General features: G+C 70.3%; 12 protein-coding genes. 5 read left to right on the top strand and 7 right to left on the bottom strand.

The window, feature by feature from the left end; all coding sequences use genetic code 11:
• The first annotated feature begins 101 nt into the window (after positions 1-101).
• Positions 102-3485 carry a substrate-binding domain-containing protein gene (locus ACIRNI_RS01230; protein ID WP_403547240.1) on the top strand — a complete coding sequence of 1128 codons (3384 nt, stop codon included), beginning with the start codon at positions 102-104 and terminating at the stop codon, positions 3483-3485.
• A gap of 17 nt (positions 3486-3502) precedes the next feature.
• Here the strand turns inward: ACIRNI_RS01230 and ACIRNI_RS01225 are convergent, their stop codons facing one another.
• The 3 genes from ACIRNI_RS01225 to ACIRNI_RS01215 form a co-directional block, all read right to left on the bottom strand.
• Complete coding sequence (locus ACIRNI_RS01225; RefSeq protein ID WP_403547238.1) at positions 3503-4297, bottom strand: hypothetical protein; 795 nt, start codon at positions 4295-4297, stop codon at positions 3503-3505.
• A gap of 118 nt (positions 4298-4415) precedes the next feature.
• The gene (locus ACIRNI_RS01220; RefSeq protein ID WP_403547236.1) at positions 4416-4619 is read right to left on the bottom strand and encodes a DUF397 domain-containing protein; all 204 of its coding nucleotides are present in this window, start codon (positions 4617-4619) and stop codon (positions 4416-4418) included.
• 13 nt (positions 4620-4632) lie between these two features.
• Positions 4633-5484: a helix-turn-helix domain-containing protein gene (locus tag ACIRNI_RS01215; protein WP_403547234.1), complete on the bottom strand. Its 852-nt coding sequence runs from the start codon at positions 5482-5484 to the stop codon at positions 4633-4635.
• A 228-nt stretch (positions 5485-5712) separates the two neighbouring features.
• Here ACIRNI_RS01215 and ACIRNI_RS01210 point away from each other — a divergent pair, with 228 nt between their 5' ends.
• Positions 5713-6198, top strand: coding sequence for an ATP-binding protein (locus ACIRNI_RS01210; protein WP_403547232.1), 486 nt, complete (start codon positions 5713-5715; stop codon positions 6196-6198).
• Here the strand turns inward: ACIRNI_RS01210 and ACIRNI_RS01205 are convergent.
• From ACIRNI_RS01205 to ACIRNI_RS01195, 3 genes are all read right to left on the bottom strand, one after another.
• Positions 6159-6803: a hypothetical protein gene (locus ACIRNI_RS01205; RefSeq protein ID WP_403547230.1), complete on the bottom strand. Its 645-nt coding sequence runs from the start codon at positions 6801-6803 to the stop codon at positions 6159-6161. The genes ACIRNI_RS01210 and ACIRNI_RS01205 overlap by 40 nt on opposite strands.
• A 64-nt stretch (positions 6804-6867) precedes the next feature.
• The gene (locus ACIRNI_RS01200; RefSeq protein ID WP_403547228.1) at positions 6868-7449 is read right to left on the bottom strand and encodes a hypothetical protein; all 582 of its coding nucleotides are present in this window, start codon (positions 7447-7449) and stop codon (positions 6868-6870) included.
• 7 nt (positions 7450-7456) lie between these two features.
• Complete coding sequence (locus ACIRNI_RS01195) at positions 7457-15172, bottom strand: ricin-type beta-trefoil lectin domain protein (RefSeq protein WP_403547226.1); 7716 nt, start codon at positions 15170-15172, stop codon at positions 7457-7459.
• 673 nt (positions 15173-15845) lie between these two features.
• On the opposite strand from ACIRNI_RS01195, the gene ACIRNI_RS01190 reads away from it, so the two are divergent.
• From ACIRNI_RS01190 to ACIRNI_RS01180, 3 genes are all read left to right on the top strand, one after another.
• A complete protein-coding gene (locus tag ACIRNI_RS01190; protein ID WP_403547224.1) occupies positions 15846-19019 on the top strand; it encodes a DNRLRE domain-containing protein in 3174 nt (1057 codons plus the stop codon).
• A gap of 201 nt (positions 19020-19220) precedes the next feature.
• Positions 19221-20396, top strand: coding sequence for an ABC transporter ATP-binding protein (locus tag ACIRNI_RS01185; RefSeq protein WP_403547222.1), 1176 nt, complete (start codon positions 19221-19223; stop codon positions 20394-20396).
• Positions 20393-21199: an ABC transporter permease subunit gene (locus ACIRNI_RS01180; RefSeq protein WP_403547220.1), complete on the top strand. Its 807-nt coding sequence runs from the start codon at positions 20393-20395 to the stop codon at positions 21197-21199. Before ACIRNI_RS01185 ends, ACIRNI_RS01180 begins: the two co-directional genes overlap by 4 nt.
• On the opposite strand, the gene ACIRNI_RS01175 is transcribed toward ACIRNI_RS01180, so the two are convergent.
• Positions 21196-21531 carry an ATP/GTP-binding protein gene (locus ACIRNI_RS01175; RefSeq protein WP_403547218.1) on the bottom strand — a complete coding sequence of 112 codons (336 nt, stop codon included), beginning with the start codon at positions 21529-21531 and terminating at the stop codon, positions 21196-21198. The two genes, ACIRNI_RS01180 and ACIRNI_RS01175, sit on opposite strands and share 4 nt — an antisense overlap.
• Positions 21532-21584 lie beyond the last annotated feature (53 nt).

Genomic DNA, 21584 nt, shown 5'->3' with positions numbered 1-21584 from the left:
CGGCCTCGCCGGCCCGTGACGGCCCTTGCCGGGGCCCGGACCCCCCACTATCGTCCGGGCCCTGGCAAGCACGGCTCCCCTCCCGGACGAGCGAGGTGCCCATGGCGGAACGCGCGGCGGAGCGCCCCACCCTGGGCCTGGTCACCGCCAACATCCACCTGGGTGTCGGCGCCACCCTGTGGTCCGGGGTCCTCGCGGCGGCGGAGCGCAACGACGCCAACCTGGTGTGCCTGCCCGGCGGCCCGCTGCGACCGGGCGGATCGCCGCGCAACGCCCTGTACGAGCTGATCGACGAGCTGATCGACACGGCCCGGTCGGCCCGGCTGGACGGTCTCATCTGCTGGACCTCCACCCTCGGCCTGCCCGCCGGGGGCGAGGAGGCCGCACGCTTCGCCGACCGGCTGGCCGGGCTCCCGGTCGTCAGCCTCAACCAGGGCCTCGCGGGCCACGAGACGCTGCTGCTCGACAGCCATGCGGGCATGCGGGAGGCCGTCGGGCACCTCGTCGAGACGCACGGCCACCGCCGGATCGCCTGCATCCGCGGCCCGCTGACCCACCCGGTCTCCCTCGACCGGTACCGCGCGTACACCCACGCCATGGCCCGGCACCGCATCCCCGTGGACCGGTCCCTGGTGGCCGCGGCCGCCGACTTCGGCGGGGGTGCGGGGGGCTCCGCGCTGCGCGTGCTGCTCGACGTGCGCGGGCTGCGGCCCGGCCGGGACTTCGACGCGATCGTGGCGTGCAGCGACGTGCTGGCCGCCGACGCGCTGCGCAGCCTGACCGAGCGGGGCGTACGGGTGCCCGGGGACGTGGCGGTCACCGGCTTCAACGACTCCCCCGAAGCGAGGCTGTCCGACCCGCCCCTGACCTCGGTGGCCCTGCCCTTCGCCGAACTGGGCGCCCTCGCCGTCGACACCCTGATGGCCCGGTTGCGCTCCACCCGGCCGCCCGCCCGGAGCGTGGTGCCGGGCACCCTGGTGACGCGCCGCTCGTGCGGTTGCCACTCACCGCTGGTGGCGCAGGGGGTGCCGGCGGCGGCTGCCACCGGGCGGGGCGATCCGTTCGCCGGGCTGCCCGCGGCCTCCGGGGACCTGGCCGCCGCCTTCCACGCGGAGATGCACCTGGATACGGCCGGCGTCGGCTTCCTGTCCCTGCTGGAGGACCTGATCGGCGCGGAGGTGCGGACCCCCGACGACGCCTCGGCGTGGGACGCCGCCCTGCTGCGGGCCCGCGACCTCGCCATCCCCGCCCTGCCGCCCGCCGTCCGGGCGCGCGGCGAGCGGCTGTTCGGGCAGGCGCGGCTGATGGTCGCCGACAAGTCGCGGCGGCTGCTGGAGTACGAGCGGTGGGCGAAGGAGCAGGAGGCGCGGCGGCTGCGGGAACTGGGCACCGCGCTCACCACGGCCGTCGACGCGGAAACCCTGACCGACGCGCTGACCCGACACCTGCCCGGCATGGGCATCCCGTCCTGCCGCCTGGTGCTGTACGGGGACGAGCCCGGCGCCGCCCTCCTCCCGCCGCCCGGCCCCCGCTTCACCGTGGTCGCCGAGCCGTTGCACATCGGCGACGAGCAGCTGGGTTACGTCCTGTTCGACGCGGGTGGCGGCGACGCGGACGACGGCGGACCGGGCGCGGCACACCGCGGGCCGCTGTACCGGGCGCTGGGCGATCAGATCAGCGCGGCACTCAAAGGCATCCGGCTCTTCGACGAGGTACGGCGGGCCAGGGACGCCGCCGAGCGGGCGAACCGGCTCAAGACGCGGCTGCTCGACAACGCGACGGACGAGCTGCGCACCCCGGTGGAAACGATCCTGCGCCACACGGGTACGGGCGCGCGGGCCGGTGACGGGCACGGCCCGGCCGCCGCCGTTTCTGCTGCTGCCCTGCGCACGGCGCACGCCGACGCGGCCCGGCTGCTGCGCCTCATCGACGACCTGCTGGACCTGTCCCGTTCCGAGATCGACGCGCTCGACCTGTCCCGGCGGCTGCTCGATCCGCGCCCGCTGCTCACCGAGGCGTGCGGCGCGGCGGCCGGGGACCGCCGGGTGCGCTTACACCTGCCCCGCCGGCTTCCCGCCATTTGTGCCGACGGGCCGCGGCTGGGCCAGATCCTGCGCAACCTGCTGGCGGCCGCCGCCGCGCTCGGAGAGACCGAAGGCCCGCTGACGCTCGCGGCCCGCGTACGCCCGCCCCACCTGCTGATCCGGATCACGGGCCCGGGCCTGGCCGTGCCGGACGGCGACGCCGAGCGCCTCTTCGAGCCGTTCGCCTCCGACGCCCCCGGGACCCGGCTGAGCCTCGCGGTCGCGCGCCGCCTCGCCGTGCTGCACGGCGGCAGCGTCACCGTGTGCCGCGCGCCCGGCCGCCGCGGGCTCCGCCTGGAGCTGCCGCTGCCGACTCCGGCGGACGCCGCGGGCCCGCCCGCCTCCGGTCCGCCGTCCGGGTCCGCGCCCGACGGCGGTGGCACCCTGCTGGTCGCCGGAGCCGGGCCGCCGCCCCGCGAGGTCGCCGAGATCGCGCGTCGCCACGGCCTCGCGGCCCGGCAGCTGCCCGCCGACGAGGACCTCGCCTCGCTGCTGGCCCGCCGGCCCCCGACCGCCATCGCCTGGGACGTCGCCCGCGCCCGCCCGCCCGAGTGGGCCCCGGTGCAGCGGCTGCACGACCATCCGGCGTGCCGGCACGTGCCGTTCCTGCTGTACGGGCCCGTCCAGGGGCGCGACCTGGCCGAGGCACTTCGGGGCCTGCGCCCGTCCGGTCCGGCCGAGCCGGTCCTCGTCGCCGGCGGCCACGCGGCGGACCGGGACCGGCTGCGGCGGCTGCTGACCGGCGTGCTGCCGGGTCGTACGGTCCGGACCGCCGCGGACGGCACGGCGGCCGCGGCGCTCGTGGCGGAGGAGCTGCCGTGCCTGCTGGTCGTGGACCGGGAGCTGCCGGACATGGACGGCTTCGCCGTCGTGGAGCGCGTGTACGAGACGGCTGCGGGCCGCCCGCACCCGCCGGTCGTCCCGGTGCTGATGCTCAGCGGCCACGGCTTCACCGCCGACGACGTACGCCGGGCGGAGCCGTACCCGGCGCTGGTGCTGCTGGGCCGGGACATCCTCACCGACGACGAGCTCACCGCGCTGCTGACCACCATGACGGCGCGGACCGACCCGGCGGCCCTGCGCTCCCACGCCCCGGTCCGCCACGCGCTCGCGCACATCGAGCAGCACTACCGCAGGCCGCTGTCCCGCCGGCAGATCGCCGAGCGGGCGGGCGTGAGCGAGAACCACCTCGGCCGGCTCTTCCACCGCGAACTGGGCCTGACGCTCTGGGACTACCTCACCCGCCTGCGCGTCCGGCGCGCGAAGGAGCGACTGCGGCAGAGCGACGACAGCGTGCAGGCGGTGGCACGCGCGGTCGGTTTCCACGACCGCGCGTACTTCAGCCGCGTGTTCCGCAAGGTGACGGGGGTGGCCCCGCACGTCTACCGGGAGGCCTCCTGAGACCCCGTCCCGTCCGGTCAGCCGAGCTTGGCGACCTGCGCCTCGATGACGGCGGAGGGCAGCGGGAAGTCCTTGCCCTGCGAGCTGATGAGGTTGAACGAGGAGAAGGAGCCGATCACGGCGCCCTTGCGCACGGCGGCGATCTTGTACGTCACCGTCTCGCCCTCCTGGTCGACGGCGACGTCCCAGGCCGCGGCCTCGTCGCCACCGGCGGCCTTGACCTCGGTGACCTTGGTCACCTTCGACTGCTCGCCCTTCCAGGTGGTGGTGAACCCGCCCGCGCAGTCGGCCGCCGCCGTGCGCAGCGCCGCGAAGGCGCCCTCGGCGCCCTTGCCGTCGTACGAGCCGAGGACGACCTGCGTGGTCGTCAGGTCGAACGCCGCCATGACGTCACCCGCCTCGACTGCCTTCTTGTTCTTCTCGGGCTTCTCGTTCACCCGCCGCGCCTCGGCGGTCCCCACGGGCTGACCCTGCGCCACGCCGGCCACAGCGCGGGCGACGGCGACGCACTCCGGCTTGTCGGTCTGGATCTCGGCGGCCGTGATCTTTTCGGCTGCGGTCGACTTCTTCACCTCGTGCAGCTTCACGTCCCCCTCGGCGAGCGCGAGCTTCTCCAACTCCGCGGAGGACGGCGCCTTGACGCCGGCCCCCTCGCCTCCGGGAGCCTCGGCGGAGGCGGACGCCTTCCCCTTGTCGCCCTTCTGCCCCGCGTCCCCGCCCTTCTCGGCCGATCCGCTGCAGGCGGTGGCCAGCACGGCCAGGGAGACCGCGGCGGCGGCGACGGCGGTACGGCGGACGAGAGTGCTTCGCATGACGCTGCTTTCGCTGGGTGGGGGTGCCGCTTGTCGCGACTGCGTCAACACTAGGCGCGCGTGGAGCTGCGGTGATTGCGTGTGCACGACATGAAACGCCTCCGTGATGGCAGCGTGATCACAAACGCGCGCGCGGCCCGTCGAACCACCCCGCCGCGACCGCCCCCACGAACCGGCTCACGGCCTCGGCACTCGCGGCGACGAGCCGCGCCGGCGCCTTGCTGTCGCGGAGCAGGACGGTGCCGTCGGGGGCGGTGGCGAGGCAGACGCAGTTCGTACCGTCACCGCTGTAGGACGACTTCCGCCACTGGTACGCGTGCACGTGTGACTTCCTCTCAGACCTCGTGGGCCAGCCGATGGATGAAGTCCCGTGTCTCCGCCGGCTTGAGGCTCGCCGCCTCCATGCGGTCGAGAACGGACCGGAACTTGACGAGCTGAGCTTCCGCGTCGACGAACTCACACCCGAAGTGGGTGTCGACCTGCACGGTGTCGAGCTGTGACACAGGGCCGTACGCATAGTCGATGGACTGCCCGGTTCCCGGGAACGCGCCACTGCCGAACGGAAGCACGCGGACCGTGACGTTGTCACGCTCGCTCATGTCGATGATGTGCTGGAGCTGTGCGCGGGCGACTTTCGAACCGCCGAATCCCATTCGCAGCGCGGCTTCGTGAATGAGGGCGGTGTACGGGATGGGCGGGTCCCGGTGGAGCACGGCCTGACGCTTGATGCGATGGGAGAGGCGGTGTTCCGCCTCGTACGGCAAGAAGGGTGGGACGACCTCGCTGAACAGCGCCCGCGCGTGGTCGGCCGTCTGCAGGAGCGCCGGGATGTGGATTACCAGCGCGACACGCAACTCGGTCGCGTGGTGCTCGAGTTCGGCGACGTCGACCAACCGGGCGGGAAGGTGCTCCCGATACGCGTCCCACCACCCCCGAGTGCGGCCACCCGTCATGCCGCACAGTGCCTCTATCAGCGCCTCGTCGGTGCACGCGTACGTGCGGGCGAAGGCGCGTACACGTTCGGCGCTCACCGCGTAGCGGCCCGACTCGATGCTGCTGATACGCGCCTGGTTGACGCCGAGCAGCTGGGCGGCGCCGGTCGACGTGAGTCCGGCCTGCTCCCGCAGCTTGCGCAGCTCCGTGCCAAGTCGCTGCTGGCGGAGCGTGGGGGTGGTGCTGGGCGCCACGGTTCTCCGTTCTCCTCACACATCCGTACCGATGTGTCACCCACAGGTGGGTAGTTGAGATAGTTCTTAGCGAATCGCTAGTAGGTATATCAGCGACTGCCCTACGGTGTGACTCAAGCCACTCAACTGGCCCGACCTGCACAGCGGAAGCGCACCGCGTCCCGCGGCAAGGCCACCGCGCGGTCCCGTCGTCGAGTGATCAACCCCACCTCCCCACTGGAGACTTCCGTGGACACCGTATCCCCGCATGCCCCGTGGTCGTACCTCCTCCAGATTCCCCACAACCCCCGCGCACCACGCGTGGCCCGGATGACCCTGCGGGCGGTGCTCGCCGGTCACGGCATGGACGAACTCACGGACACCGCCGAGCTGGTGGCGTGCGAGCTGGTCACCAATGCCTACCGCCACTCCGATGGCCCGGCGACGCTGCGGCTGCGGCGCATGGAGGAGGGGTGGCTACGGATCAGCGTGTGGGACACCAACCCCCACATCCCCGCACCCTTCGACCGGCCTCCGGGCATGCGACAGCCCGCCCCCGCTCCGTCAGACGCGGACAGCGGGCGCGGGCTGTGGCTGGTGCATACGTACGCGGACAACTGGGGCGGTTATCCGCTGGGGGACGACCTGTTCGGCCGGAACGGCAAGCTGTTGTGGTGCGAGTTGGCGCCGAGGGCTCAGCCCAGCTTGACGAGCTGCGCGTCGACGACCGCCTGAGGCAGCACCGGGGCGGTGAAGTAGCCGAGGGCGCCGCCCTTGCGGGCGACCACCAGCTTCACCGTGCCCTTGTCGGTGGTGATGCCGAAAGCCATCGCCTGCTCGGCCCCCTGGGGAGCGAGCTCCCGGTCCACCTTGGTGACCCGCTGCCTCTCGCCCTTGACGCTGACGTCGAACCCCTTGGCGCACGCTTCGACGGCATCGCTCAGCTCGGTCATCGCCTGCTGAGCCCCGTCCTTCTCGTACGCCCCGAGGGTCACGGTCGTAGCCGCGCCCTTGGCATCGACCACCTGCCGGGTCACAGTCTCCTCCGCCTTCCCGACGACCGCGCCGACGAGGCCGAACGCCACGGGGGCGCACCGCTCCTCGGCCGCCACGTCCTCCCGCCGGGGCGCCGCCCCGTCGCCGGGCACCTTGACGGTGAACCCGGCGACGTCCGCCCCGGACAGGGCGGCGGCCTTGAGCCCGCCGACGGTGGCGGCGGGGCTGGGCTCGGGGGGGCGCTTCAGGCCATGGTCGGAGGAGCCGCCGCCGGCGGCCACCGTGCAGGCCGTCAACGGTGCCAGGACCGTGACCGCCGATGCGACCCCGAAGCGCCGCCTCACGGCGCCACCCCGTCTCGGCCGGGCCTATGCCTTGCCGGGCCCACAAACCAACATGGCAATGGAATCACCAGCCAGCGTTCCGAGAAAGAGTGATTGCAATCGGTTTCATATATGCCTGATCGGCTTCTACGGTCCGCAGCATAGCCGAATAGACCTCTCCGACATCGGGAGCATTTGCCAGGCGACGCAACACGTCCCTTTGCATATCCTCCTCCTTCTCCCTCAGGGTGGCCCCCATCTCTTCATACAGGCGATTAGCCACCTTGGGCGTCCGCCGCAGAATGCGGTCACAACTGTCCCAGGCATTCATCGCATTACTCGACAGGCGCCAAGCCAAACGTTCTGGGGAATCCGAACGTTCCATCATGGAGTCGGCAGCGATCATGGCAGCAGTGCAGGAGAAGTAGATAGGACTCACAGGGTCGTCCAAGACAGGAACGTCATCGACGAACCGCTGCACGGCCGGCAGGTCGCCGGGAGACACCTGACCACGCAGGCCTCCCATACTGGAAACCAGCCGCCGCATCTCGTGAAGAACCGGCGTACCGGCCTCTTCTGCCACTACAGCAAGCCGCGCGGAAGACAACAGGCCAAAGGCCCCGGAGATTCGGTAGCTCGCCGCCGCAGAAAAATTCAGATCAGCCAACGCGCCCTCACAAGTTCTCCGGACGAACCATAAGCCTATAGTTCGTATAGCCCATGCGACTGGAAATTCGAGAGCCGATAACGCTCGGCACCAGCCCCTTACCCTTCACCTTGCCGAAGCAGGGCTCACACATATTAGTCGACGAGGCCAGTTCCACTAGCTCCCACTTGCTCCCGAGAGCGCCGACGATGGTGGCTTCCGCGTGGCCTTCACCTGGTATGTACCGCTCACCCGTCCCGTTCAGCGGGCCTCCGGATCCCTTCCACTCGTCCGGCATACCCGTCATCTCGGTAGCCACCCAAGTCTGCTCGACCTCGGGGTTCGCCGTACTCCGCACACGCGCAACCGCCACGGTCGACTTCTTGCTGGTGCGCCGCTCGAAAAGCTCCTCAGCGCGGTCAAGGGTTTTTCCACAATTGTGAACGAGGACGGGCGTCGCCCCCGCCAGCACATAGTACGTGTGCAGGTCGGTGACAGTAAGGTTGTGGACCGCCGCCGAGGCCGTCCAGCGCTGTATTGCGGAGACTTGAACGTATGTGCCAGCGCTCGTCTGCAGCCATAGACCGGACCGCAGCTCAGTGGCGTTGATCCACTTGCCGAGCTCCGGAACCCAGAAGGGGTGACCATCCGTCGCGGTGACGGTCGCAGTCGACGAGCCCTTGTCGCCGTCCGTGTCAATCGTGACCTTGACGAGCTTCTTGACGCCCTCGCCCTTGATCTCAGCGCTGACGGTCTCTGCGCTCGTCTCCCCCGTTTCCGGGTCGGTGGCCAGAACCTTATCGCCGTTCTTAACCTTTTCGATCGGCTTGCTGGTTCCATCCGCCATCATGACGGGTGTGCCGGGGGTGAAGCTATTGGAGTCTCTCTCGCAGCTACCTCCCTTGCCACCACCCGACGCCTTTGCCTTGACCTTTTGATAGCCGGTCTTGACGGTCTCCTTTGCCTTGGCTACGGCCTTCTGTGCCTTCTGAACCGCGTTGCCAGTCTTCTGTGCCGCCTTCTTTGTTGCTCTCGTGGCGGCCTCTTGCGCCTTCTTCTTCAGTTGAGCGGCCTTCGCCGCCGCAGCCTTCTTCGCCGCAGCCGCCTTACGGGCAGCTTCTCTCGCAGCCTTGGCCATGGCGATGATCTTCTTGGCGCGCTCCTTGGCCTTCATCCATGCGTTGATGGCCCCGGCGATCCGGTTTGCCGCACTGATGACGTCGGGGACCCTGTGCAGCTTCAGAATCGGGATCGCGTCGAGGAACAGACTGCCGCAGGCCCACAGGTCACCCCGTGAGAAGCAGCTGACGACGTCATCCCAGCCGACGAACGCCTTCAGCGCGGCCCAGCCAACGCTCAGAATGACGTCCTCAAGGGACGTGTTCAGCTGCTGGTTCGCCCAGGCCTCCTCCGACTTCGAAGGACCGCCGTAGTCGCCACCACCGGAGGACTCTGACGCCAAGCCCGAGGGGTCGGCGAACGTGACCGGGTTGTTCTCGCAGTAGACGTACCCATTCTTCTGTACCGGGTCGGCCAGGTCCAGGACCGGGTCGGCCGAGATGAAGCGACCCGTGGACGGGTCGTATTCGCGGGCACCCAGGTGAACCAGGCCGCTGGCCGTGTCGTCCTCACCACCGATATAGCCGCGGTGGGAGCGGTTAGCCGCGTTTTCCGTGCGGTTCACGCCGAACGGATCGCTCTTGCTGAACCGCACCGCGTTGCCGGCGGCGAGCGTCGCGTCGATGTACGCCGTGCCATTGTGATCGGCGATCTGAGCCGAGAGGACCGAGGCGCCGGTGCCGAAAGCGTGACGCATCACCGCTGGAGCACCCGGTTGGGCGTAGTACCGCTCCGTGTAGGACAGCGCTCCACTCGCGGTCGTCGAGACCGTGGTGTCACCCATGTACAACGTGCGCTCGGTCGCGGTCACGGCGAGGAGCCGCTCCCCACCAGGGCCGTAGATGTACTTGGTCTCGTTGGCCGGCACCCATGACTGGGCCTCACCGCCGGCGTCACAGGGCAGCAGCTGGAGGTCGGTTCCATTGGCCGAGTTGCCAGCGGGGACGGCCAAACACTTGCCCGAGGCGACGTGCTTGAGCTTGTTCCCGGCAGCCACAACCGTCCACTGCTGGTTCGCAGCGCCCGTGCAGGCGGCGATCACCACGCCTGTGCCGTCGGCCGTCGCGCCGTCCTTCGGCATCGCGCAGTGGCCGAGGATCTTCAGCGAACCCTTGGACGAGTCCGTCGGCGTGGCCCCGTCGATGCGGAACTTCTGCGGCTTGGAACCGTTGCAGGCGTACAGCTGCACGGGCGTACCGGCCACCGTGGAACCGCTGGACAGGTCCAGGCACTTGCCGGCCAAGCCCGTCCAGGAACCGGAACCGTTCTCACCGAAGCCGGTGATCTTCTCGACCTTGCCGTCCCACGTCCACGTCAGCGCCTGGGCATCTCCGCCGTCGACGCGCGAGGTCATGTTGCCGGAGTCGTCGTACACCCGGGTCGACGGCTTCGTGACCATGGCGCCCGAGTCCGACTTGTACGTGTGGGACATCCCGGTCAGCGTGTGCGGCTGCGAGCCGTCCGACGCACCGTACGTGTAGGTGGTCCGCTCGTCCTTGGTCGTGTCCAGCACGGTCGCGTCGTTGACGAGCGCCATGTGGTGCCCCACGAGCTCGGTGCGGTTGCCGGCAACGTCGTACTTGTACGACTTCCAGTAGCCGTTGCTCTTGGCGGTGACGTTGGTCGTGCCGTCTTCGTACGACGGCTTCGCCTCGGTCTTGCCGGCCGCGATGCAGGAGGTCGGCGCCGTCCACGCCTCGGCCAGCTGGCCCAGCACGTCGTAGCTGAAGCACTGCCGGTCCGTCACGCCGTTCGACGTGTCCGCGATGGAGGTGACGTTTCCGGCCGGGTCGTACGCGTACTTCCGGGCGTTGACGCGGTGGTTGGTCACCGTCGTGGTGTCGGTGATCGACTCGCGGTCGACGATGGTGTCGGTGAGCTGACCACCCGACTCGTCGTAGAGATTCGTGGTCCACACCCGGTTGGGGTGCTCGCCGGTGACCGAGCGCAGGACCTCGCCGTAGACGCTGTAGTTCGTCTCCGCCGTGTACCACTCCAGGCCGGAGGTCGAGATCGGCAGGCCGTCCTCGTTGTACCTCGTGATGACCTTTTCGCCGCTCAGCGCACCCGCTGCAGGCATCGAAGCGGACTGGAGCAGTCCCGTCTTGGTGTACTCGTAGGCGTACTGGTACGTATCCTGCAGGCCATACGACTGGGCGATCGACGCCGGAAGCGTGAGCTTCTTGCCGGTCGGCTGATATTCGGCGGTATAGCCCGTCACGGAGGTGGTGTAGCCCAAGCCGTCCGTGAATCGGGTAGCGGTCGCCGGGAGACCCAGGCCACCGATCACCGTGTCGTACGTCTTTGAGGTGAGCAGTGTTCCCGTGGACGAGTCCAGTCGCTGCTCGGTCGGACGCGACAACTTGTCGTAGCCGTTCCACACCGTCACGCCTCGACCGTCAGTCCTGGTCACCAAACGGTTCAGGACGTCGTACGTCGTAGTGCTCGTGCCCGTGTCGGGGTCCGTCGCGGACACCTGACGGCCACGGGCGTCGTACGTCCAGGACCACGTGTTGCCCCCAGCGTCGACCGCCTCGCTCTGGTCGCCCCGCGGATTGAACTTGTACGTGGTCGACCGGAACGCCGTCCGCGCCGCGTCCGTGAACGTGTCCACCTTCACCGTGCGCCCGAGCGCGTCGCTCCAGCTTCGCTGGGAAGCCGCGCCCGTCGGGTTGATCACCGTCGAGTAGTCGAAGCCGTACTCGTAGCGCGTCGCCTTCTCCGGCTTCGGCGTGCCCGCCTCGTACGGAGTCTCGGAGAGCACACGGCCCAGGCCGTCGTACGCGTACAGGGTTGAGTTGGGGATGCGGAAGTCGGAGGCGACCTCGTACATCACCGTCTGCGGGTCGCCCTGGGCGTGGTACGCGTTGTCGCTGCGCGCGATCGTGCCGTTGGCGCTGTACCTGATGTCCGTGACCAGGCGGCCGGTGCCGACGGCCGGCTCCTGGCGCTGGCGCTCGCGGCCGAGGCCGTCGTAGAAGACGACCGACTCGGAGCGGCTGCCGTTGTCCTTCAGCGTCGAGGTGACGATCGAGACCGGTTCGCCCGGCTTCGTGTTGTACGTCATCTCGACCGTCGGGGGCTCGGTCGTCGCCTGGGACGTGCCCCAGCCCTTGATGGTGCGGCCGAGGGCGTCGTACGCGTACGCCGTGGTGCGGTCGTTGGCGTCCGTCTCCTTGAGCGTGGTGCCTCGCGCGGGGTCGATGTCCGCCTTCGAGGTGTGGCCCAGGGCGTTCGTCGTCGTGATCGAGTACACCTGGCCGGACGCCGGGGTGTACGTGGTGGTCGCGGTGTTGCCGGCCGCGTCCGTGGTGGAGGTCGTACGGCCGTAGTCGTCGTAGGACAGCGAGCCGTTCTGGATCCAGCTGCCGCCCGCGCCGCTGACGTCCCACGTCGTGGTGGCCAGGCCGACCGACGGAGCCGCGCCGAAGGCGCCGCCGTCGTACGCGACGCGCGAGCCGGAGATCCAGTCGGCGCCCGTGGCGGTGGCCGCGGCGGAGCAGAGGCCCGCCGTGGTCAGCGTCTCCTTGTCCAGACCGATCAGGTGCTTGGCGGTGTTGTGGACGTACGACATGACCGTGCAGGACTCGTCGCCGGTCTTGCCCATGTCGCCCCACGTCTCCACCGTGACCGGCAGGCCGTAGGTGTCCTCGTAGGTGGTGTTGACCTGGGTCGTCCGCCAGGTGCGGGTGTCACCCGGGAAGGTGCCCGAGGCGCGGGTCACCGAGGTGCTCTTGTCCTCCAGCACCCGGTAGGCCTTGAGCACCGGGATGCCGTCACCGCGCGTGCGCGAGGCGAGTTCGACGGCCCTCGGGTAGTCGATGGAGCGGGTGACCAGGTCGCCGCTGACGCCGTTGTACGTCAGCGTCTCGGCGACGCGGCCCTGGAAGGGCAGCGAGTCCTTGGCGATGACGGCACCGGAGCTGGACTTGACCTCCACCTGGCGGAACGTTCCGTCAGGCAGCTTGTCGCCGTCCATGCCGCGGAAGTAGCGCGTCTCGGTTTTCGACCGCTTGGTGCTGGTGAAGTGGTCCGCCGCGTTCGGGTCCGTCGTCGGCGGCGCCACGGAGTCCGCGCCGCCGATGGTGCGCACCAGCTCGAAGCCGCGCCACTGGTCGTACGTCCGCGTCTTCTTCTTGGAGAACTCCGCCTGGTTCAGTGCCCAGGCGCCGCCGCCCACGTACTCGTAGGACGTGGAGACCGGCTCGACGCCCTTGATGCCGGGCAGCTCCTCGACCTTGCCGACGACGTACTTGTTGAACCAGTCGATGCTCTCGTCGGACTTGTCCGGGTCCGGGTGCCAGTACGCCGGGAAGCACAGGCCCGTGTTGCTCTCGGGGGCCGGGAAGCCGGTGCCCGTGGCGCACGCGCCGCTGGGCTTGGCGTACGTGACGACCGTCTCGCCGCCGTACTCGCTGATGATGCGCTCGATGCGCAGCCGGTCGAACGTGGGGTTCGGATCGCTCGCGCCCTCCTTGACGCGGTTCGGCATGGGAAGGGCGTTGGGGACGAACGTCACCGGTCGCAGCGCGATGGCATTGCCGGACGCGTCGAAGCCAGTGCGCGTGATGGACTCCAGCCACAGCGCGGTGCCCTCGTCGGTGCGCTCGGCGGGCAGCGACTGCTGCAGCGTCCAGGTGTCGACCCTGGACAGGGCCGTGGAGCCCTGGGTGCGCTGCGTCTCCGTGGTGATCTGCGCCAGGCGCATGCGCGACCAGAAGGTCGGCACCGGGACGTAGCACTCCTTGCCGGTGGCGCCGGAGCAGTACAGGTCGGCCGGGGTGTCGTACCAGATGCGGTTCTTGGCGAAGTCGCCGGAGGCGAAGTTCTCGTCCGTACAGGCGATGCCGTCCTCGGCGTAGCAGCGCTGGTCGACCTTGAAGGCGACCCGGCCGAGCGGCGCGGCGGTGAAGAGCGTGGAGGCGCGCTGTCCGTAGTCGATACGGGAGAGGTAGCCGCCCCGGTCGTACGGGACCGGCGTCTTGAACTTCAGGTTCTGGGCGAAGTGGTTGACTTCCTTCTCCCACCACAGCGACATGGCGTTGCCGCTGCCGTCCACGACGTAGTCGAGGTTCCAGCGCCAGGCCTGCTTGCAGAAGGAGTTGGCGAAGGTGGCGTCGTAGCAGGGCTCGCCCGCCTGGTTGCCGGAGACCGGGACGGTGAAGACCGAGTCGGTGACCGGGTCGTCCTTGTCCGCCGGGTCGTTGGGGTCCTTGGCCTGCCAGCCGGGCAGCTTGTGCAGGCCGAAGTAGTACTGCGTGCCGTCACGCGTGGTGACGCGCCAGTACTCGCCGTCCTTGTCGCCGTTGCCCAGGTTCACGTTCTTGAGCAGCTCGACGCGCGAGCCGTCGCCGTTGGCGGTGACCCACTTGTCGGACTCCGGGTCGGCGCCGTCGGGCAGGACCAGCTCGGTGGTCGTACCGCCCAGCGTCAGGGTCGCGTTGTACGAGCCCCAGCACAGGTCGCCGGTCTTGCGCTTGGCGTTGTTGCCGTTCGTCAGGTCGTCACGGCAGGCCCGGTAGGTCCGGGTGATGGAGCCGGGGTTGTACTCCCAGCCGTCGCCGATCCAGGAGGCCTGGTTGTTGGTGGCCGAGGTGCGGCCGTCGACGCCCTGGGAGTTGTAGCTGAAGCCCAGGCTGGGGGCGGGGCCGCCCGGCACCTGCGGGGCCTGCATGGCGTACGTGTAGGAGAAGCCGCCCGAGCTGGAGCCGGCCGACCAGGAACCGGCGCTCGGCAGCGGGGTGGCGGAGAAGTCGCCCTTGGCGCCGCTGCCTGCGGAAGTGGCGACGAGGACGGAGGAGTTGGAGCCGGTCGCCACCGTCTTCACGGAGGACGTGGCGGACGAGGGCCGGTACACGGCGCTGACGACGGTGCCGGTGCTCGTGCCGGTGCCCGTGTCCGTGGCGGCGGCCGGGGTGACCGGCGCGGTGACGGCCGGGTCGGTCAGCTGGGCGACGTCGATCGTCGCCTCGATGCGGCGCTCGCCGTCCAGGACGCCGTCGCCCGAGGCGTCGCCGGTCTGCCCCTCGACCACGTTGCGGGTGTCGATCTCGGTGGGCTCGTCACAGCCCGCCGTGTCCGGGGTGGTCAGGAAGCAGCTGGGGAACTTCACCAGCTGGAGCCGGTCGGCCCAGTTGGCACCGTACAGCTCGGCGAACGTGGTGTAGTCGAGGGCGATCTTCGCCTGACCGACCGCCGTGGTCGGCGGCTTCACGGTGAAGACCATGCCCTCGACGTCCGTGGCGGCCACTTCCGGCTGGGTGGCCAGGGCCACCTGCCAGTCGCCCTCCAGCGCGGTCGTCTGCGCGACCGTGGCGCCTTCGGGCGCGCCGACCTCGACCGGCAGACCGGCCACCGGCACGGTCTCGCCCGGCGCGAGGTCGGTGACCGTCCCGGTGGCGGGGGCGTCCAGACCCGTGCCCGCCGGAGCGGAGGTCTTCTCCGGCTCGTACTCCGGGGCGGGAGGTGCCTCGGGCGTCGTCATGTCCGCCAGCGCACCGCCGTCCTGCCCGGGCGCCGGCGGCGTGGCGGGGAGGTCGACGAGGTCGACGCCGGCGCGGTTGTCGTCCGGCGGCGGCGCGGCGTACGCGGCGGGCAGCATGCCCACGGTGAGGGCCGTCGCCACGGTGGCGATGACCCCGGCGCGGACCCTGCCGCGTCTGCGCCTTTCGGCTCTTGAGCCGGGGAGACTCCCCCGGCCGGTCCATGAAAGCGATCCCCACACGACGGCCGCGGCCCCCCACACATGTCGAAGCGCTCCCAGAACGCGCACGACAAACGGGCGGGTGCTGAGGAGATTTGATGCAGCGAATGCTCAGCCACAATCCACACGCCGTCAAATCTCCGCCACAGCGGCGTGATTTGGCCCACGCGGCAAATAGGGGCCCTGTTGATCAAGCAGGTGGGAGGCCGTCCAGACGAGGACCGGACGTTGCTTCACTGGATGATCAGCGAAAAAGTGACTTTCGGTGCAAGCCGTAAGGAATTCCCCGTCGCGCGGCCGTATTCACGCGCTAAAGACCTGATTTGTGCCGTGCATCCGTCCCGCGATCGGCACCTACCCAATTGACGTCCGGCCACGACTGGCGGTTCCCTTTCCGTGCACATCCGGCTCATGGCCTGGATCACGCCATGACCACATGTGTGGAGGTCATGTGGTCCATCGGTCATGCTTCTGCCTCGCCCCCCGGGACATCACGGCAACGGCATCCGCATGCCCGCAGCCGCACTGACGCGGCGTCACCGCTCGGCAGTCGGGTCCGGGTACGGGCAGCCGTTCAGGGAGGGAACCCAGCACCGTGGAACGTCGTCGTCTCATCCGGGCTCTGCCCCGGCGCACCACGGCGGGAGTGGCGGCAGTCGTCGCCGCCGCCCTCGGTGTGACGCTGCTGTCCCCGTGGGGGGAGCCGGACACCACCACCGAGGGCCGTACGCCCGCGAAGGCCGCCGGACCGCTCGACGAGAGCGCCGCGCAGAAGAAGGCCCGCAGCAGCGGCAAGCGCGTGGAAGTCACCGCTCTGACCGACGAGACCTCCACGACGTACGCGCTGCCGAACGGCTCGTTCGAGCTGACCGCCCACGCGGCGCCCGTGCGCGCCAAGGTGGACGGCGCGTGGAAACCGATCGACACGACGCTGAAGCGGACGAAGAACGGCTGGACCCCCAAGGCGACGACCGACCCGGTGGTCTTCCACGCGGGCGGCGACCGGAGCGGTGACCGCGCCGACCGGGCGGCCGGGACGGGGCGGGCGCCGCTCACGGTGTCCCGTACCGCGTCCGCCGGCCGGATACCGGCTGCCGGGACGGCCGGCTCGTACACCGACCTGGTCACCTTCACCTCCGACGGGCACCAGATCACCGTCGGCTGGCCCGGCGCGCTCCCCGAGCCGGAGGTCAACGGGCCGAACGCGCTGTACCGCGAGGTGCTCGACGGCGTGGACCTCGTCCTCACCGCCCGGGCGAGCGGCTTCAACCACGTGCTCGTCGTACGCGACGCAAAGGCGGCGGCGGCCCTCCAGGCGAAGAAGGTCTCCTACCGGCTGACCTCGCCCGACCTGACGTTCCACCTCGACCCGACCACCCACGTGGTGTCCGCCAAGGACGACAAGGGGGCGGAGATCGGCGTCTCCCCCACCCCGTACATGTGGGACTCCGCCGCGAAGCCGAAGCCGGGTACGGAGGAGGCCGCGCCGGTCTTCGGGCTGCCCGGCCTCTCCGGGCCCGAGGACGGCGCCCACACCGCCGTGGGCAAGGCGGGGCTGGAGGGCGACGGCAGCGGGTCCGCCACCCTGACGGTCACGCCGGACGCCTCGCTGCTGAGCGGCAAGGAGACGGTCTGGCCGGCCTTCGTCGACCCCTCCATCACCGGGAAGACGACGAACTGGACGACCATCTACGCCAAGTACCCCAGCTCCAGCTTCTACGACGGGGCTAACTACGGCTCGGGCACCACCGAGGCGCGCGTGGGCTACGAGTCGACGACCGGCGGTCTGTCGCGGTCCTTCTTCCGCCTGGGCTGGACCACCAGCTTCAAGGGGGCGACCGTCAGCTCCGCCTCCATCCGGCTGCTGGAGACGTACGCCTGGTCCTGCGACGCGCGCGAGATGAAGATCTACCGCACCGGCTCCATCTCCTCGTCCACCACGTGGAACAACCCGCCGGACACGGGCACCAAGGAGCTCATCGGCGCCAAGTCCTTCGCGCACGGCTGGAGTTCCGCCTGCCCGGACGCGTACGTGACGTACGACGCCAAGCCCGTCGCCCAGGCGGCCGCCAACGGCGGCTGGACGAACCTGACGATCGGCCTCTACGCCACCAACGAGTCCTCCTCGTACTCCTGGAAGAAGTTCAAGGCCGAGGGCGAATCCGCGCCGAAGATCACGATCGTCTACAACCGCAAGCCCAACCTGCCGACAAAGCTTTCCATGAGCCCCGGCTCCGGCTGCGACACCACCAGCCCGTACCCGGCGGTCGGCAAGAGCGACGTGACGTTCACGGCCGTCGGCTCCGACCCCGACGGTGATCTGAGGAGCCTGCACTTCGAGGCCTTCGTCGCCGGGACCACCACGAAGATCGTCGACAGCGTCAGGACCGTGGACTCGACGGGCCGGGCCAGCGTCATCGTGGCCGCCAGCAAGTTCGTGAACGGGCAGACCTACACCTGGCGCGTCCGGGGCATCGACGCCTCCGGCGCGGGCAGCGCCTGGGCGCCCGGTACGGCCCAGTGCGGCTTCAAGTACGACTCCACCGCCCCGAACAGCCCCGGCGTCACGTCCACCGTCTTCCCGCCCCCCGGCGAGAACGGCGACGTCTGGTCCACCGTGACCTTCGGGACGTCCGGCCTGGTCGAGTTCTCGCCCAACGGCACCACGGACATCAAGGAGTACCAGTACAGCTTCGACACGTCCTTCAGCATGTCGGCGCTGCCCAACCCGAGCCGGGCGAACTACTCGTACCCCGCGATCACGCCGCCCCACGCGGGCCCCAGCGTGCTGTACGTCCGCACTGTGGACCTCGCCGGCAACGTCTCCTCGCCCACGAAGTACCTCTTCTACGTGACCCCCAAGCCGGACGCCGACTCCCCCGGTGACGTGACGGGCGACGGCGTGGCCGACGTCTACACCATCGACCCCGACGGCAACCTGCAGCTCTGGGCGAAGTCGAAGGGCACCGACCGCCTGCACCTGCCCATGCCCGCCGCGTACACCACGGCGCAGGGCAAGTCCACGCCGCTGCCGGACGGCTACTGGAGCGGGGCGCTGATCACGCACAACGGCGACTGGGCCCCCGGTGACGGGGTGCAGGACCTGCTCGCCCGGATGCCGGACGGCAAGCTGTACGTCTACCCCGGCGACGGGTACGGCAGCTTCGACGTCACCAAGCGCCAGGAGGTGCTGATGCCCGCCGGAGCTCCGGCGCCGAGCTCCTTCCGGCAGATCACGTCGATCAGCGACGTCTCGGGCGACGGCCTGCCCGACATGATGGCGCTCAGCGGATCCACGCTGTGGTCGTTCACCGGCTACACCGGCTCCAGCTTCACTTCGGCGGCCCAGCTCAGCGGTGACGACTGGGGTCCGCGGACGATCGTCCAGGTCGACCGCATCGACGGGGACACGGCGCTGGACATGGTCTACCGGACGGACACCTCGGGCCGGCTCTACCTCCGCAAGGGCAAGCTGAAGGCCGGCACCACCGGCACCGATCCGGCTTCGTTCGCCACGCAGGCGGCGTCCACCGGCGGCCTCGACGTCCAGTACGGCTCGTCGGGCTGGGCGTCGACCGCGATCCCGTTCGTGATCGGTACGCCCGACGTCAGCGGTGACGGGGTCCCCGACGTGTGGGCCGTGTTCTCCAATGGCAACGCCTCGGTCTACCCGGGCAGCCGGACCGCCGCGCTGACCAGCACCACGGTGTTCAACGTCATCAACAGCTCCGTCGGCACCAGCTGGACCGGACACTCCGCCCTCGGGTGAGGTGACCTCCGGCACCCCCGGCCCCCCGGGCCCCGCGCCGTCGCGCCTACCGCGCGGTGCGGGGCCCTTTCGATGCGGGGCCGCCTCGGTGCCGGGCCGGTTTTTACGGCTTGGCCGGAACCGTCAAGCGCTCGATACGCTCTTACCTCTTACGGGGGCCACGTGCCCTGACATGACCTGACCTGTCGATGGGGCTGGAGAATGATCGAGGCAGTCGGCCTGACGAAGCGCTACGGCGCCAAGACGGCCGTGTACAACCTTTCCTTCCAGGTGCGGCCCGGCACCGTCACCGGCTTCCTGGGGCCCAACGGCTCCGGGAAGTCGACGACCATGCGCATGATCCTGGGCCTGGACCAGCCGACGGCCGGCCACGTCACCATCGGCGGGCACCCCTTCCGCAAGCTGCCGAACGCGCCCCGGCAGGTCGGCGCGCTGCTCGACGCCAAGGCCGTCCACGGCGGGCGCAGCGCGCGCAACCACCTGTTGTCGCTGGCCCAGCTCGCCGGGATCCCGGCGCGGCGGGTCGACGAGGTGCTCGGCGTCGTCGGGCTCCAGGACGTGGCGAAGAAGCGGTCGAAGGGCTTCTCGCTCGGCATGGGGCAGCGGCTCGGCATCGCGGCCGCGCTGCTCGGCGACCCGCAGGTGCTGCTCTTCGACGAGCCCGTCAACGGTCTGGACCCCGAGGGCATCCTCTGGGTGCGCAACCTGATGAAGGCGCTCGCCGCCGAGGGCCGGACCGTCTTCGTGTCGTCGCACCTGATGAGCGAGATGGCGCTGACCGCCGAGCACCTGATCGTGATCGGGCGCGGCCAGCTGCTCGCCGACATGAGCGTCAAGGACTTCATTTCGGCCAACTCCGCCGACTTCGCGCGGGTGCGTACGCCGCAGACGGAGCCCGCGCAGCGGGACAAGCTGATGGGCGTGCTCGCCGAGGCCGGCGGGCAGGTCATGTCGGAGCCGGACGGCGCCCTGCGCGTGACCGGGCTGCCGCTGCCGCGCATCAGCGACCTCGCGCACGGCGCGGACGTACGGCTGTGGGAGCTGTCGCCGCACCAGGCCTCTCTGGAGGAGGCGTACATGCGGCTCACGCAGGGCGCCGTGGACTACCGCTCCACCATCGACCAGCGCTCCGGGCTGATGCAGCAGCCGGACCCCATGGGATACATGCCGCCGCAGCAGGTCGTCCCCGAGGTGCCGCAGCAGGGCTGGTACGCCCCGCCGCCGCCCGGACAGAACCCGTACGCGGGCGGCGCCCCGGCCCCGGGCGCTCCGGCTCCCCAGGCGGCACCGCCCGCGCCCGCCGCCCCGCCCGTACCGCCCGCGCAGCCGCCCGCCCCGGCCTCCCTGACCAAGAGCGACCCCGAGGACGCCCGATGACCACCCCGCCGTACTCCTACAGCTCCCCCATCCCCGCCCGCCGCGCCCACCTCGGGGACGCGCTCGCCTCCGAGTGGACCAAAATCCGGTCGGTGCGGTCCACGATGTGGACGCTCGGCGTGATGATCCTGCTAATGATCGGCATCGGCCTGCTCTCCGCCTTCGCCGTCGCCGGCACCAACACGGACCTCGAAGGCGAGTCCGTGCTTCCGCTCGGCTTCTTCGGCGTGCTGCTGGGCTCGATCTGCGTGATCACGCTGGGCGTGCTGACCATCTCGTCCGAGTACGGCACCGGCATGATCCGTACGACCCTGACCGCGTGCCCCAGCCGCGTACGGGTGCTCGCCGCGAAGTCGATCGTCTTCTTCCTGGTCGTCTTCCTGGTCACCACCACCGTCGCCGCGCTCGTCGGCGCGATCCAGAGCGCGATCGTCGACTCGGGGACGTCGACCGGCGAGGACTGGTTCCGCGCCACCGTCGGCGTCGGTCTGTACGTGGCGACGCTCGGCCTGCTGTCGCTCGCCGTCGGCGCGCTGCTGCGCCACTCGGCCGGCGCGATCACCGTCATGCTGGGCCTGGTCCTGCTGCCCCTGGTCCTGGCGCTGTTCATGGTCGCGGAGTCGCTCCAGGACGTGCGGCAGGCCCTCTTCGAGTACTCGATCCCGAGCCAGCTCGGCGTCCTCTACGACAACGCCGTCACCCAGACCGGCCCGTCCGGCTGGGAGCCGCTGTGGATCATGCTGGGTGTGACCGCGGTGGCCATGGCCGGCGCCGCCCTGTCGATGGACAAGCGGGACGTCTAGTACCGGGGCGCGTTACGGGACCGCTGCACCCGCGTGGTGCGGCGGTCCTTCGCGTTCCAGCACGCCTTGTGCCAGTGGCGCCGGTCCTCCACGCCACCGCCGTACGACGACGGCCACGCCACCACGTGCGGGACGCCGGAGGGGATCTCCTGGTCGCAGCCGGGGCACCGGTAGCGCTTGCCCGCGGCGCTCGCGCCGGCCACCTGCCGGACGGCCCACTCCTCGCCCTGCCAGTTCTCGCTGCGCTGGAAGCCGCCGTACCGGTCGCCCGTCTCGGTGGCGCGGTCGTTCGGCTTCTCGCCGCCACGGGGGCGGTTGCGGCGCGGAGACACGGGACACCTCACTTGGCGGGCGCTGACAGGGCCGGTCCAGCATACGAGAGCGG

The sequence above is a fragment of the Streptomyces sp. NPDC093546 genome (genome assembly GCF_044765045.1).
GTDB lineage: Bacteria > Actinomycetota > Actinomycetes > Streptomycetales > Streptomycetaceae > Streptomyces.
This window is presented reverse-complemented; position numbering and strand designations above follow the sequence as displayed.